19 protein-coding genes are annotated in these 14,047 nt (G+C 66.0%); 10 read left to right on the top strand and 9 right to left on the bottom strand.

Going from position 1 to position 14,047, the window contains the following annotated elements:
* Positions 1–22 precede the first annotated feature (22 nt).
* The 4 genes from ACFYOW_RS08625 (at position 23) to ACFYOW_RS08610 (ending at position 1,800) form a co-directional block, all read left to right on the top strand.
* Positions 23–223 (top strand): hypothetical protein, encoded by a 201-nt coding sequence (locus ACFYOW_RS08625; protein WP_387285817.1) that lies wholly within the window; start codon positions 23–25, stop codon positions 221–223.
* A gap of 58 nt (positions 224–281) precedes the next feature.
* Positions 282–590, top strand: coding sequence for a type II toxin-antitoxin system prevent-host-death family antitoxin (locus ACFYOW_RS08620; protein WP_357466316.1), 309 nt, complete (start codon positions 282–284; stop codon positions 588–590).
* A gap of 4 nt (positions 591–594) precedes the next feature.
* Positions 595–1,116 (top strand): type II toxin-antitoxin system RelE/ParE family toxin, encoded by a 522-nt coding sequence (locus ACFYOW_RS08615; RefSeq protein WP_387285815.1) that lies wholly within the window; start codon positions 595–597, stop codon positions 1,114–1,116.
* Between the two features lie 132 nt (positions 1,117–1,248).
* Positions 1,249–1,800 carry a dihydrofolate reductase family protein gene (locus ACFYOW_RS08610; protein WP_387285813.1) on the top strand — a complete coding sequence of 184 codons (552 nt, stop codon included), beginning with the start codon at positions 1,249–1,251 and terminating at the stop codon, positions 1,798–1,800.
* Between the two features lie 121 nt (positions 1,801–1,921).
* Here ACFYOW_RS08610 and ACFYOW_RS08605 read toward each other — a convergent pair whose 3' ends face one another.
* From ACFYOW_RS08605 to ACFYOW_RS08565, 9 genes are all read right to left on the bottom strand, one after another.
* Positions 1,922–2,215, bottom strand: coding sequence for a hypothetical protein (locus tag ACFYOW_RS08605; RefSeq protein ID WP_387285811.1), 294 nt, complete (start codon positions 2,213–2,215; stop codon positions 1,922–1,924).
* Between the two features lie 26 nt (positions 2,216–2,241).
* Positions 2,242–2,976 (bottom strand): acyl-CoA dehydrogenase family protein, encoded by a 735-nt coding sequence (locus tag ACFYOW_RS08600; protein WP_387286087.1) that lies wholly within the window; start codon positions 2,974–2,976, stop codon positions 2,242–2,244.
* Between the two features lie 66 nt (positions 2,977–3,042).
* Positions 3,043–4,131: an acyl-CoA dehydrogenase family protein gene (locus tag ACFYOW_RS08595; RefSeq protein ID WP_387286085.1), complete on the bottom strand. Its 1,089-nt coding sequence runs from the start codon at positions 4,129–4,131 to the stop codon at positions 3,043–3,045.
* A gap of 2 nt (positions 4,132–4,133) precedes the next feature.
* Entirely contained in the window at positions 4,134–4,550 is a 417-nt protein-coding gene (locus tag ACFYOW_RS08590) for a nuclear transport factor 2 family protein (RefSeq protein ID WP_040700292.1), read from the bottom strand.
* Positions 4,537–5,754 (bottom strand): amidohydrolase family protein, encoded by a 1,218-nt coding sequence (locus tag ACFYOW_RS08585; RefSeq protein WP_387285809.1) that lies wholly within the window; start codon positions 5,752–5,754, stop codon positions 4,537–4,539. The genes ACFYOW_RS08590 and ACFYOW_RS08585 overlap by 14 nt, the downstream gene beginning before the upstream one ends.
* A gap of 3 nt (positions 5,755–5,757) precedes the next feature.
* Positions 5,758–6,099 (bottom strand): hypothetical protein, encoded by a 342-nt coding sequence (locus ACFYOW_RS08580; RefSeq protein ID WP_387285807.1) that lies wholly within the window; start codon positions 6,097–6,099, stop codon positions 5,758–5,760.
* Complete coding sequence (locus tag ACFYOW_RS08575; RefSeq protein WP_387285805.1) at positions 6,083–7,351, bottom strand: aromatic ring-hydroxylating dioxygenase subunit alpha; 1,269 nt, start codon at positions 7,349–7,351, stop codon at positions 6,083–6,085. The genes ACFYOW_RS08580 and ACFYOW_RS08575 overlap by 17 nt, the downstream gene beginning before the upstream one ends.
* A 5-nt stretch (positions 7,352–7,356) precedes the next feature.
* Positions 7,357–7,887, bottom strand: a complete 531-nt coding sequence (locus ACFYOW_RS08570) for a carboxymuconolactone decarboxylase family protein (RefSeq protein WP_387285803.1) — start codon at positions 7,885–7,887, stop codon at positions 7,357–7,359.
* A 71-nt stretch (positions 7,888–7,958) separates the two neighbouring features.
* Complete coding sequence (locus ACFYOW_RS08565) at positions 7,959–8,429, bottom strand: pyridoxamine 5'-phosphate oxidase family protein (RefSeq protein WP_387286083.1); 471 nt, start codon at positions 8,427–8,429, stop codon at positions 7,959–7,961.
* Positions 8,430–8,536: 107 nt separating this feature from the next.
* On the opposite strand from ACFYOW_RS08565, the gene ACFYOW_RS08560 reads away from it, so the two are divergent.
* The 6 genes from ACFYOW_RS08560 to ACFYOW_RS08535 are packed head-to-tail and all read left to right on the top strand — an operon-like array spanning position 8,537 to position 14,040.
* Entirely contained in the window at positions 8,537–8,845 is a 309-nt protein-coding gene (locus ACFYOW_RS08560; RefSeq protein WP_387285801.1) for a hypothetical protein, read from the top strand.
* Positions 8,846–8,885: 40 nt separating this feature from the next.
* Positions 8,886–10,052, top strand: coding sequence for an acyl-CoA dehydrogenase family protein (locus tag ACFYOW_RS08555; RefSeq protein WP_387285799.1), 1,167 nt, complete (start codon positions 8,886–8,888; stop codon positions 10,050–10,052).
* Between the two features lie 20 nt (positions 10,053–10,072).
* Positions 10,073–10,840 (top strand): SDR family NAD(P)-dependent oxidoreductase, encoded by a 768-nt coding sequence (locus tag ACFYOW_RS08550; RefSeq protein ID WP_387285798.1) that lies wholly within the window; start codon positions 10,073–10,075, stop codon positions 10,838–10,840.
* Positions 10,840–12,075, top strand: a complete 1,236-nt coding sequence (locus tag ACFYOW_RS08545) for a CaiB/BaiF CoA transferase family protein (RefSeq protein ID WP_387285796.1) — start codon at positions 10,840–10,842, stop codon at positions 12,073–12,075. Before ACFYOW_RS08550 ends, ACFYOW_RS08545 begins: the two co-directional genes overlap by 1 nt.
* Positions 12,069–12,902 carry an enoyl-CoA hydratase/isomerase family protein gene (locus ACFYOW_RS08540; RefSeq protein WP_387285794.1) on the top strand — a complete coding sequence of 278 codons (834 nt, stop codon included), beginning with the start codon at positions 12,069–12,071 and terminating at the stop codon, positions 12,900–12,902. The genes ACFYOW_RS08545 and ACFYOW_RS08540 overlap by 7 nt, the downstream gene beginning before the upstream one ends.
* The gene (locus tag ACFYOW_RS08535; protein WP_387286081.1) at positions 12,895–14,040 is read left to right on the top strand and encodes a thiolase family protein; all 1,146 of its coding nucleotides are present in this window, start codon (positions 12,895–12,897) and stop codon (positions 14,038–14,040) included. Before ACFYOW_RS08540 ends, ACFYOW_RS08535 begins: the two co-directional genes overlap by 8 nt.
* The last annotated feature ends 7 nt before the right edge of the window (positions 14,041–14,047 follow it).

Below are 14,047 nucleotides of genomic sequence, written 5' to 3'. Positions count from 1 at the left end.
AGGCGCTGGGGAGGTGGTCGTGATGCGAGTGCTACCGACCGCGCTGGGGTGGATCGCCCCGAACGTGACGGCAGCACCGGACTGGGATGCCGCGCAGGTGCGGCGGCCGGCGCGCCGCCTCGGGTACGTGTTGATCTGGCCGAAGGCGGCGAGTCTGATTCCGCTGGTCGATCAGGTGCGCAACGCCGACGCCGACGCGCTGATCGCCCCGTCACCCGGATGACCGTTCCCGCAGGCGGCACGGCATAGATAATCTAGCTAGAATTCTGTACAGTTATGGCATGTCCATTCTGCGCAACACTCGTGAGCTGAGCGTTTCCGACGCCTCGCAGCGAGGTGTCGCTGGACTGGTAGCGGATGCCGAACGAGGCACCGACCTCGTGGTCACCCGCCATCATCGGCCGGTTGCGGCCGTGGTCAGCATGGATCGGCTCGCCGAGTTGGATCGCGCGGAGTCCGACCTGCGCGACCTCGCACTGGTGCTCGCCCGGGCCGCGACCGACAGCGGGAACCGAACGCCACTGGACGATGTACTCGGCGCCTTCGGGCACACGAGGGAATCCCTCGCCGAACTCGACGACCACGAGTAAACCGATGGTCGAAGTCCTCTTCACCGATGCGGCAATCGACGATCTTCGAAAACTCGGCCCCGACGCCGTGCCCAAAGTCCTCAAAAAGGTGCTCCTGCTACTGGATTCACCGCAAGCGGGCTATCCACTCGGCGGCGAACTGACCGGGTTCCGCAAGCTTGTCGTCGGCCGCAACACGTGGCGGATCGTGTACCGGGTCGTCGACCAGCAGACGATCGAGATCTGCGAGATCTGGACGATCGGAGCACGCGCCGACTCCGAGGTCTACGCGGAAGCAACCGCCCGTATCGTCACGGCGGCCAGTCGGCTACCGGAATTCAGCAAACTCAGCGAAGTGGTCCAGCGACTCGGCCGCAGTGCCGAATCGCTCGGAATTCCACCGACACCGATGCGCGAACCTGTCCCCGATTGGCTCGCACAGCGATTGATCCATACGGTCGGGATGGCTCCTGCCGAGGTCGCGGCACTCAGTCTCGAACAGGCGGTCGACCACTGGGCCGAATACACCTCGCGGCCATCAACATAACCCGGCCGGACACGATCCTGCTCTACCGGCTCCACCCGTCGACCCGGGGCACGTCTCTCACCGCGTCCCGCCAGCCATTCGCCTGCCGACCGATGCCGATGAGTTTCGAGCGCGCAGGACGTCTACTCGGTCATGAGGAAACTGATCTATTCGTTCGGCGTGTCCGTGGACGGCTACGTCAACGACCGCGACGGCCGCATCGACTGGACCAACCCGGACGATGAGCTGCACCAGTTCCACAATGACCGCTACCGCGAGATCGAGGTCTCGCTGCACGGCCGTCGCCTGTACGAGCTGATGGCCGAGTACTGGCCGCACGTGCCCGAGGACGCGCCGCGTATCGAGCGTGAGTTCGGCAGGCTCTGGACCGACAAGCCGAAGGTCGTCTTCTCCCGGACGCTCACCGAGGTCCACTGGAACAGCACCCTGATCAGTGAGAACGCGGTCGAGGAGGTCCGCAGGCTGAAGGCTGGGGGCGATGGCGTCATGGAGGTCGGTGGCGCGAGCCTCGCGGCCTCGCTGATGCCGCACGGGCTCATCGACGAGTACCAGCTGTTCGTCTTGCCCGTGGTGCTCGGGGGCGGCACACCGCTGTTCCCATTGCTGGACAAGCGCATCCAGCTTCGATTGGCCGAGACGCGGCACTTCAACACCGTGGTGATGCTGCGCTATCTCGCCGACTGAGGTCCGTTCAACCGCAGCCCGCTACCAGACGCGCCCGACGCCACCACGTTGATCATTTTGTTGGGACCAGTAAGTCAGTGTTCGGAAACTCGACCGGCGTTCAGAAAGTCGGCGAATCGATTCAGACGGTGTCCGAGACGACGGTGATCACGGCCGTGATCTGGTCCAGTTCGCGCGGTACCGCACCGCCGAAATGGATCAGGCCGGGCGCGATCACCGCGTCCGCGTTCATCTTCCGAGCCAGGGCGACCAGTTGTGCGACCGGATTGTCGGTCTTGGCGCTGAAGGCAACGGTTTTGGTGAGGTTGTAGCCGAGACGCCCGGCTAGGCTCCGGATCTGGGTTTCGTCCCATCCCTGCCGTATTCCGGATACATCGCTGCGGAGATAGCCGATCGCGGTTGGAGCGAATTTCATGGCGCCTCGGAGTTTGCGGTTTGGATCTACAGGTGAACCAGGCGCGGTGCCGCGCCCGCGGTACGGATACGGGTGCCGGCCTCGCGGGTGAGTTCCCTTGTGCTGCCCAGCAATCCGTCCAGGATCAGGACGCGGCGGATATGCCGCTGTAGGTCGTGTTCGGCGGTGAAGCCGATACCGCCGAGTGTCTGCTGACAGTGTCGAGCCGCGATCAGTGCCGCGCGTCCGGCGGCGGCCTTGGCCAGCAGCGCGCCGAACTCGTCGTCGGCGGCCGTGAGGGTGGCCTCGGCGCCTTCGATGGCGACCAGCGTCTCGGCGAGACGGTGCCGGATCGCCTGGAACGACGCGACGGGACGGCCGAATTGCTTGCGGTCCAAGGCATGTCGGCGGGCCAGCGACAGCATGGCGCGGCTGCTGCCGAGCAGCCACCAGGCCAGGGCATGACGACCGGCGGCCACCCCGACAGCGGTTCCGGTCGCTACCGGGTGCAGGGGGAGTTCCTCGTCCACCGTGGTGCCGGGCCGATCGGCGCGCTCCCAGACGACCCACGATCCGCCCGCGAACGGCAGCGGGTGCGTGGCGCCGAGGGATGTACCGGCGGCGTGGGAGATGACATCGTTGAGCAGTGGCGCGTGCGCGCCGGTCTCGCCGAGCAGGCGGAACACCAGAGGTATTGCCACGTACGGTATTTCGGTAAGCAGGTCTGGCCAACCGAGGTCGGTCAGCGCATGATCGAGTTGCCGACCCGACGTCGCCGTCATCGTCTTGCGCAGCGTGTCGGTGAGCAGTTCGAGCTCGGCGGTATCGGTATCGATGCTGGTCACGGCCTACTCCTTGCCCAGGTCGAGCAGACGGCGCGCGATGATATTGCGCTGGATCTCGGCTGTGCCACCGTAGATGGTGGCCGCGCGCGAATAGAGGAATTCGGTGCGCAATTCGGGATCGGTCAGCTCTACCGAGCCGGGCAGCATGTCGCGCATGGTGTCGAACAGTTGCTGTTCGGCACCGGCCAGTAGCACCTTGTCGATCGAGGTTTCCGGTCCGAGATGCTCGCCGGCGGCCAACCGCTGCTGGGTCAGCCGGGAGCGACAGCGCAGCGTGTGCAGCGCCAGATAGGCGGCGCCGAGGTCGGCATCGTCGGCCACCGTGGCCGCGCCCGCCAAGCGGTCGAGCCGGGTGAAAAGATAGGCGCCGCGGTGCCAGAAGCAGGTGGAGCGCTCGTGCGGGAGCAGATCCATCGCGACGCGCCAGCCATCGCCGGGCCGCCCGAGCATGCGGTCGCCGGGTATCACGACATCGTCGAAATACACCTCGGCGAATTCGTCGACGCCGTGCATGGTGCGCAGCGGGCGCACCGTGATGCCGGGGGAGTCCATATCGAGGAAGAACGCGGTGATCCCGTCGTGTCCGGGGGCCGTGCGGGTCAGCAGGACACAGCGCGCCGAGTACTGGGCGAGACTGGTCCACACTTTCTGCCCGTTGACCACCCAATCATCGCCGCGCGCAACGGCTTTCGTCGTCAGCGAGGCGAGGTCGCTGCCCGAACCCGGCTCCGAGAAGCCCTGGCACCACTGCTCACGACCCGACAGCAGCAACGGCACCATTTCCGCCGCCAACTCCGGGCGCGCATACGAAATCATCGTGGGCGCAAGCACTTCGACCATCGAATAGAGTCCGGGCTCGGCCAGGTCGCGGGTGGCCACCTCCTCACCGAGAATCGCGCGGAGCATGGCGGGCCCACCGAGACCGCCGATCTCGGCGGGCCAGCCGTAGCGCATCCAGTCCGCGTCGTAGAGGGCCCGCCGCACGCGGGCCAACTGCGCGACCTGACCGTCCAACGAATGATCCGGACCGGGGGACAGATCGTGCTCGTCCAGCCACGCCCGCACACCGGACCGGAATTCGGACACGTCCATGGTCATCCGCGGGTGTTCTCGAAGGCGTGTGGGATGCCCGAATCGTGCACGCCGCTGCGGCGGATGAAGGTCATCCGGCGCGTCTTCAGCCGCCATCCCGCTTCGGTTCGCACGATGCTGTCGGTGTAGTAGCCGATACGCATATCGTGGGTGCTGTGGTCGATGAAGCACAGCGGCTGGGTGCCCGCGGCGGTGTCACCGTCGATATCGAGAACCGGTGTGCCCGTGAGGAATAGGCCCTTCGGCGCGGCCGCGACCAGCTCCGGGAACAGGTCGAGGGTATAGGTGTCGCCGAATGCGCTGTAGGTGCCGTCGGGGGTGAATACCGCGAGCAGGCCATCGATATCGCCCTTGGTGATCGTCACCGCGTAGCGGGCCAGCAGCTGCTGGATCTCCAGCAGATCATCATTTCTGGACATGGACCTTGCCGCCTTTCATGACGAACCGCACGTTCTGGGTGACGGTGATATCGCGCACCGGATCTCCCGGCACGGCGATGATGTCGGCCAGCTGACCCTCGGCCAGCCGCCCGCGGTCGGTGACATCGATCAGCTCGGCCGCGCGCACGGTGGCCGCGCGCAGGACGTCGATCGGGCTCATGCCGCGTTCGACCAGTGCCACCAATTCATCGGCATTGCGGCCGTGCGGAATCGCCGGCGCGTCCGTGCCGACGGCGATCTTCACTCCGGCGTCGTAGGCCGCCTTGACCGAGGTGCGGGCCTTCGGGAACATCTCGGCGGCCTTGGCCTGCAATGCCGGATCCGCCTTCGACACATCCATCGCATCGGCGAGCCGGGTGGTCGGCACCAACCAGGTGCCCGCCGCCACCATCATCTTGATCGCCTCGTCGTCGATGAGGAAGCCGTGCTCGATGCAGTCGATTCCGGCCTCGACGGCATGTTTGACCGCATCGGCCCCGTGCGTGTGCGCGGCGACCTTGAGCCCGCGCCGGTGCGCCTCGTCGACGATCGCGCGCAGCTCCTCGTCCGAATAGTGTTGCGCCCCAGGTGCTCCGGTTAGCGACATGACGCCACCGGAGACGCAGATCTTGATCAGCTGCGCGCCATGCTTGATCTGGTAGCGCACCGCCTTGCGCACCTCGTCGACGCCGTTGGCGATGCCCTCCTCGAGGGTCAGCTTCAGCACATCGGGCGCGAAGGCGGAGAACATGGTCGGATCCAGGTGGCCACCGGTGGGTGTGATCGCGTGGCCCGCCGGGACGATCCGCGGACCCTCGATCCAGCCCGCGTCGATCGCCTTGCCGAGCGCCACATCCAGCAGGTAGCCGCCGGTCTTCACGAACAATCCGAGGTTGCGCACGGTGGTGAAACCGGCTCGCAGCGTGCGGCGGGCATTGCCCACCGCACGCAGCATGCGCAGTGCCGGATCGTCTTTCACACTGGAGGCCAGGCCGGTCTCGCCGCGCCCGCCCATCAGGAGGTTGACCTCCATATCCATCAGGCCGGGCAGCAGCACCACATCACCGAGATCGATGACCTCGTCGGCGTCGTCCGCGGTCGCGCCGACGCCGACGATCCGATCGCCGTCGACGCGAACGATGCCGGGTCGGATTATCTCGCCGGTGTCGATATCGAGTAGACCGGCCGCCTTCAGTGTCAGCATGGGTTAGACCACCGGCTCCTTGACCACGTCGAGGTAAGCGGCGCCGGAGTCGGGCACCCGCGGCTGCTTCCACACCTCGATCGGGAACGACACCATCACCAGCGACTGCAGCAGGTGGAACAGGTGCCGGGCGTCATCGGGCAGCTCGGACAACTCGAACTTGTCGCAGTAGTCCAGCGCCGCCTGCAGGCGCGGGAAAACGGTGTCGTACAGGTCCTGCATCTCCTCCATCGGGGAGGCGAGCCGCTTGGCGTAACGCTCGGGCTCGGTGGCCAGGATCCAGTCCGAAAACCGCTCCAGGTCGGCGAATTCGGCGGGCAGCGCCTTCTCAGTTGTTTCGGGCATCGCGGTACTCCTTGACGATCTTCTGAACGGTGAGGTGCAGGTGGCGCAGCAGCACTTCCTGGTCGTTGAGCGGGAATTCGGTGATCACACCGGTCTCGAGCATGGTCTGGGTCGCCTCGAGGGTGTTGGCGTCCTGCAGCGCGTATTCCTTGAAAGTGACCGCCGCCAGTTCCTTGCCGAGACGTTCACGCGCGCTCTTCGACGGCACGAAGTACAGATTCGCCTCGAAGATGTGCTTGTTCACCGCGGTCGGCCAGTAGTGGTAGGTCAGGTACCAACCCGGCGCCCAGATGAGGATGCCGAAGTTGGGGAAGACCTCGAATTCGTCGATGCCCCAGGCCTTGTGGCCTGCGGGGTTGACACCGGACGGAAGCGGATCCAGGCCCTCGATATCGGGCCGGTCCCACGGACCGAACAGGCCGCTGCGCAATTCGCGCTCGATCGGCTTGACCATATTGATGTCCTTGGGCGGGGCCATACCGCCCCACGAGGACACCATCGAATGCGGGGTCCAGCACTCGTAGTGCAGTGCCTCGAAGCCGACATTGAGCAGCTTGTCGGCCTCGTCCTTGACCGCCTGCTTCATATGCAGCACCGGCGCGTGGTAGAACTCGGCGAAGGCATCGATGAACAGCTTCCAGTTGCTGCCGATCTCGGCCTTGTAGCTGTAGACCTCGGTCATCTCGTGGAAGGGGTAGCCCTCCAGGCCTTTCGCCCATGCGCCGAGGTACTCCTCCAGCGGCTGCGCGTTGTCGTCGAGGTTGATGAAGATGAAGCCTTGCCACACCTCGCAGCGCACGGCCTTGAGCCCGAACTTGCTCTTGTCGAGGTCGAAGAATTCCTTCTCCTGCTGGACGAAGGTGGCCTCGCCCTCGAGGCTGTAGCGCCAGGCGTGGTACTTGCAGGTGAACTGCCTGCAGCTACCGGCGGTCTCCTCGCCCGGGAAGTCGTCCCAGACCAGTTTGTTGCCGCGGTGCCTGCAGATGTTGTAGTAGGCCCGCACCTGCTGATCGTGGTCCTTGACGATGATCATCGAGGCGTTGACGCAGGCCAGCTCCCTGGTGAAATAGCTGCCGACACGGGGCAACCGCTCCACCCGGCCGACATTGAGCCAGCTCTTCTTGAAGATGGCTTCCTGCTCGTCCTTGTAGAACTGGGGATCGGTCGAGTCGGTGAAGTCGACCATCTCGGTGCCGAGCTCGGGATAGTTCTCCGTCCAGCTGCCCGCCGTCGGTTTGGTGAAGTGTGGCAAGGGATTTACCTTTCAGGGTCGGGCTGTACGCCGAAGGTGTTGAGCGCGATGGCCAGCAGGATGTAGCCGCCGACCGTGAAAACCAGGTCCATGCGCTGCTTTTCATCGAGTCGTTCGGCAAGTGCCGCCCAGGTCTGGTCGGACAGTTCGGATTTGTCGTCGAGTTCGTCGACGGCGGTGAGGACGAGGCGGTCGAAGTCGTCGGCGGCCTCGCCGCGGGTGACGGCCTCGATCTCGTCGAGGGTCAGTCCGGCATCCTGGCCGAACCGCAGATGATGGGCCCACTCGTAGGCACAGCCGCGCCGGTGGGCGACCCGCAGGATCGTCAACTCGCGCACCCGGGGCGGCAGTGTGGACCGGAACAGCAGGTAGACGCTGAATCCGAGGTAGGCCTCGGTCAGGTCCGGGTGCCGGGCCAGCGGTCCCATGGCTGGGCCTGCCCCTTCCGCGTTGCGGATCGCGCGCGGCAGTAGCCCTTTGAAGGCGTCGCGGGTCCGGTCGTCCCATTGGTCCGCGGGCAACGGCGGCAGACGCATTCCTGTCCTCCTCTCATGAGAATTACATTCTCCAAAACTGAAGACTAGATTTCCATGGACGGATGCGATAGTCAACGTCGGCGTTGTAACCGGGCGAAATCCCAGCTGACGACGTGTTCCGGCGTCAGCCGCAGCCAGCCGTGGCGACCGTCGTACCGAAACGGCTGCCCGCCCATGTACTTGCCGGCGAACAGCCGCTCCGGTTCGGCGAGCTCCTCGACCGGTGTGCCGGTGCGCGGCGTTTCGCCGACCACTTCGACGCGTCCGCGCAGTTCGACGCCGCGCAGTTGCAGGAAGTCGGTCCCGCCGTCGTCGACGATCGCGCTGATCCGTGGATCGCGGGTGATATCGGTCCACCGCTGGCTGCGCACCAGCGAGTTGAGCCACAGGGCGGTGCCGTCCCAGGCGAACCACAGTGGGCTGGTATGCGGGTGTCCGCCGGGGCCGAGGGTGGCGACCCGGCAGATCGGCTGGCTCTGCAGGAAGGCGTCTCGTTCGGCGGCGGTCATCGCGATCGCCCGTGCTCGTCGCTGCTCAGTCATGCTCATCTTCCGATCAGATGTTGATTCTCCTAGAATGAGAATATAGTTTTCTGATAGCGAGAGCGTAATGACTGGAGAGGTCAGCCCGAGTGGAAAGGAGATTCACCATGACGGCGCCGATTCGTCCCGGTGAACAGTTCGCCAGCACCGTATGCGGCACGCGGGTGGTGGTGGTCCGGGCGCCCGCCGACGCTCGGCCGGAAATCGCGTGCGGTGGCGCGCCCATGGTGCCCGCGGCCACCGCCCCGCCCGCGAAATCGGCTGGGGCGGAGGCGGTCACGTTGATCGGCAAGCGCTATGTCGACGCGGCGGAAACCGTCGAGTTGCTGTGCACCAGTTCCGGTACCGGCGAGCTGACCTGCGATGGGGCCGCGATGACCTTGAAGGCCGCCAAAGCGCTGCCTGCCTCCGACTGAAAGGGGTTGCCCCGTGCGCGACGACACGAACGTCGGAGGCATGAGTTTCGAACTCACCGAGGATCAGCAACTGATCCGCAGCACGGTCGCCGAACTGTGCCGCAAGTTCGACGACCAGTACTGGATGGGAAAGGATCAGGCGCACGAATTCCCGACGGAGTTCTACAACGCGATCGCCGAGGGTGGCTGGCTGGGCATCACGATCCCGGAGGAATACGGCGGGCACGGGTTGGGCATCACCGAGGCCACACTGCTGGCCGAGGAGGTGTCACGATCGGGCGGCGGCATGAATGCCGCGAGCTCGATTCATATGTCGATCTTCGGGATGCATCCGGTGATCGTGCACGGGTCCGCGGAATTGAAACAGCGGACGCTGCCGCGCATCGCCACCGGTGATCTGCACGTGTGCTTCGGCGTCACCGAACCCGGTGCGGGCCTGGACACCACCCACATCACCACCTTCGCGCGCCGCGATGGCGACCACTATGTCGTCGACGGACGCAAGGTATGGATTTCCAAGGCGATGGAGTCGGAGAAGATCCTGCTGCTGACCCGCACCCAGCGCTACGACGAGGTCACCAAGAAGACCGACGGCATGACGCTGTTCCTCACCGACCTCGATCGCGCGCACGTCGATATCCGGCCGATCACGAAGATGGGCCGCAATGCCGTCACCTCCAACGAGGTGTTCATCGACGGGCTGCGCATTCCGGTCGAGGATCGAGTGGGGGAGGAGGGCAAGGGATTCAGCTATCTGCTCGACGGCCTGAATCCCGAGCGCATGCTGATCGCCGCCGAGGCACTCGGGCTGGGACGCGTCGCACTCGACCGCGCCACGAAATACGCCAGGGAGCGCGTGGTATTCGGCAGGCCGATCGGCATGAACCAGGGCATCCAATTCCCACTGGCCGATTCACTGGCTCACCTGGATGCCGCGGAATTGGTGCTGCGCAAGGCGACCTGGCTCTACGACAACGGAAAATCGTGTGGACGCGAGGCGAATACCGCCAAATATCTGTGCGCCGACGCGGGATTCACCGCCGCCGACCGGGCGCTGCAGACCCACGGCGGCATGGGCTACGCCGAGGAATACAACGTATCCCGCTATTTCCGGGAGTCCCGCGTCATGCGGATCGCCCCGATCAGCCAGGAAATGATTCTGAACTACCTGGGCTCCCACACGCTGGGCCTACCCAGAAGCTATTAGCAGAGACAGGAAATTACCGAATGGCAGCCAAGAACGGACTTTTCGAGCTGACCGGGCGGGCCGCAATGGTCACCGGAGCGGCGGGCGGCATCGGCTCCGCGGTGGCGCAGGCCCTGGCCGCGCAGGGCGCGGCGGTGCTGGTCACCGACGTCGACGCGGACGCCGCCGCGGCCGTCGCCGAGAAGATCATCGGAAACGGTGGTAGCGCGGCGAGTTTCGCCCTCGACGTGTCCGACCGGGCGGCCGCCGACGCCGCCGCGGCCAAGGCGGCCGAATTGGCCGGCGGCACACTGCATATCGTGGTGAACAATGCCGGGGTCACCGATCCGCACATGTTCGCCGATACCGATGTCGACTCGATGCGGCGCCTGTTCGAGATCCACACGCTGGGCACCTTCAACTGCTCGCAGGCGGCCTTGCCATACCTGCCGACCGACGGCACCGGGCGCATCATCAACGTCACCTCGTCGGCCGGGCTGGTCGGCACGCTGGGGCAGGTCAACTACTCCGCGGCCAAGGCGGCCATCGTCGGCATCACCAAATCCCTGGCTCGCGAATTGGCGCGCAAGAACATCCTGGTGAACGCGCTGGCGCCGCTGGCGGCCACGCCGATGACCGAGACCATTCGCACCGGAGACAAGTTCGCGGCGCAGATGCTGAATCGAATTCCGTTGCGGCGCTGGGCCGATCCGGCGGAGGTGGCCGGCGCCTTCGTCTTCCTCGCCTCCGATGCCGCTTCGTTCGTCACCGGGCAGGTGCTGCCGGTGGACGGCGGCATGGTGATGTGATGCCGGATACGGCGCAGGGACCATTGGCGGGTATCACCGTCGTCGCCCTGGAACAGGCGGTGTCGGCGCCGATGTGCACCCGTACACTCGCCGATTTCGGCGCCCGCGTGATCAAGATCGAAAATCCGGATGGCGGCGACTTCGCCCGTTATTACGACGATGTGGTCGAGGGGCAGGCGGCGCATTTCGTCTGGGTCAACCGCGGCAAGGAATCGGTGACCCTCGACCTGAAAACGCCTGCGGGCGTGGCGATTCTGCATCGCTTGCTGGATCGGGCCGAGGTACTGGTATCGAATCTGGCGCCCGGTGCGACCGATCGGCTCGGTCTCGCACCGGCGGACCTGGCCGAGCGGCACCCGGATCTGATCGCGGTATCGATCGACGGATTCGGTTCGGGTGGGCCGCTGTCGCACAAGCGCGCCTACGACCTGCTGGTGCAGGCCGAATCGGGGGTGTGCGCGGTGACCGGATATCCGGGTGCCCCGGCGAAACCGGGCCCGCCGATGGCCGATGTCATCACGGGACAGTATGCGGCGCTGTCGATTCTGGCATCGCTGTGCGGACGACAGCGCCGGGGATCGGATGCCGGCGCGACGATCGCGGTCAGCCTGTTCGACACCATGGCCGATGTGATGGGCTATCACCTCACCTACGCCAGGCACTCCGGAATCGATATGCAACCGCTGGGCATGAGCTCGGCGGCGGTCGCGCCCTACGGCGCCTACCGCACCGCGGACGGACAGACCGTGGTGATCGGCACCACCAACGATCGGGAGTGGCAGCGGCTGGCCCGCGACATCATCGACCGCCCCGACCTGGCCGACGACCAGGGCCTGCGCACCAATCCGGACCGCTGTAAGCGGCGCGACATTCTTGACGAGGCCATCGGATCCTGGTGCGCCCGACACGATCTCGCGCGGATTCAGGAGCTCGCCGACGCGGCAGGGATCGGCAACTCGCGCTACAACCTGCCCAGCGAGGTCATCGCGCACCCGCAGCTGTCGGCCCGCGATCGGTGGCGAAGCATCGACACCCCGTCCGGCCCGATCCCGTCGCTGCTGCCACCGGCCATTGTCGACGGTTTCGATCCGCCCATGGGCGCGGTTCCCGGTCTCGGCGAGCACACCGACGCCGTACTGGCCGAAATCGGCTGCGGCGGTGAGGATATCGCCGAACTCCGCGAGGCAGGTGCAATCGGTCCGGCATATCGGCAACCCGCGGAGCGGGCATGCTGAGGCCGCTGCTGACCGAGGATCGTGACGGTGTACGAACCTTGACCCTGAATCGGCCTGATCGCAAGAACGCGATCGATGCCGAACTGTGGCAGGCGCTGGCGGATGCGCTGCGGGCCGCCGCGGCCGATCGCACCGTGCGAGCGCTGGTGCTCACGGGGGCCGGTGGCGCTTTTTGTTCCGGCGCCGACATTTCGGTGCCCGACAACGGGCATCCGGTCTATCGCATGCGGGCATTGACCGATGTGGCGTTGCTGCTGCATGAGCTGCCGATGCCGACGGTCGCGAAGGTGAGCGGCGTTGCCGTCGGCGCCGGATGGAATCTGGCGCTCGGCTGCGATCTGGTGGTCGCCACGCCCGAATCCCGCTTCTCGCAGATCTTCGCCCGCCGCGGCCTTTCGCTGGATCTGGGCGGCTCGTGGCTGCTACCGAAACTGGTCGGGCTGCAACAGGCCAAGCGGTTGGCATTGCTGGGCGAAATGATCGACGCCGAACAGGCGCGGGAACTGAATCTGGTGACCTGGGTGGTTCCCGCGGACGAAATCGACTCCTACGTCACCGATCTCGCTGCGCGGCTGGCGGCGGGCCCGCCGGTGGCGCTGGCACAAACCAAGGCACTGCTCAACACGGGTGCCGATCACACCCTGCGCGAAGCGCTCGCCGGGGAGGCCGCCGCGCAGGGCCTCAATTTCGCCACCTCGGACGCCCCGGAGGCATTCGCGGCCTTCGCCGAGAAACGAGAACCGCAGTTCGACGGTCGCTGGACCGTGCACAGACCACCGGTCCGCGGCGCGGGCCGGTCCGAAAACGGGAGTACAGCAGATTCGTGAGGTAGTCATTGCCGGAGCGGTGCGGACCGCGATCGGCAAACGCAATGGCGGACTGTCGGGTACGCATCCCGCCGATCTGTCGGCGATCGTGCTCAATGCGCTGGCGGGCCGCACCGGCATCGACCCGGCGGTCATCGACGACGTCATCTGGGGCTGTGTCTCCCAGGTCGGCGACCAGTCCAGCAATATCGGGCGCTACGCGGTGCTCGCCGCGGGCTGGCCGGAAACCATTCCGGGCACCACGGTGAACCGGGCCTGCGGATCCAGCCAGCAGGCACTGGATTTCGCCGCGCAAGCAGTGGCGTCGGGTGCGCAGGAGGTCGTGGTCGCGGGCGGCGTCGAGGTGATGAGCCGGGTGCCGCTGGGTGCCGCGCGCGCCGACGGCATGCCCTACGGCCCGAAAGCTTCTGCCCGCTATGACGATTTCTCGTTCAACCAAGGCATTTCCGCCGAATTGATCGCACAGAAATGGGGTTTCGAGCGCACCCGGCTCGACGAGTTCTCGGTGCTGTCGCACGAACGGGCCGCCGCCGCTCAGGACCGCGGCGCGTTCGAGGAGCAGATCGTCGCCGTCGCAACCGATTCCGGGACGGTGATCGCCGACGAGGGCATCCGGCCCGGCAGCACGGTCGAGAAACTGGCCGGGCTCAAACCCGCCTTCCAGGCCGATGGCGTTATCCATGCCGGAAACTCGTCGCAGATCTCCGACGGCGCCGCGGCGCTATTGGTGACGACTGCGGAAAAGGCGCGCGAGTTGGGCCTGACGTCGCTGGTGCGGTATCGGGCCGGTGCGGTCACCGGTGCCGATCCGGTACTCATGCTGACCGGTCCGATTCCGGCCACCGAGAAGGTATTGCGCAAGGCCGGTATCGATCTGTCCGAAGTCGGTGTCTTCGAGGTGAACGAGGCATTCGCCCCGATCCCGCTGGCGTGGCTGGCCGAAACCGGTACCGACCCGGACCTGCTCAATCCGCTGGGCGGCGCGATCGCCCTCGGCCATCCGCTCGGCGGTTCCGGCGCCGTACTGATGACCCGGATGATCCACCACATGCGCGACAACGGAATTCGCTATGGCCTGCAGACCATGTGCGAGGGCGGCGGCACCGCCAACGCCACCGTCGTCGAACTCGTGCACTGAAGGAGCC

This window comes from Nocardia sp. NPDC006982, assembly GCF_042869435.1.
Classification (GTDB): Bacteria; Actinomycetota; Actinomycetes; order Mycobacteriales; family Mycobacteriaceae; genus Nocardia.
Note: the sequence above shows the minus strand (reverse complement) of the source record. Positions and strands in the feature narration are given on the sequence as shown.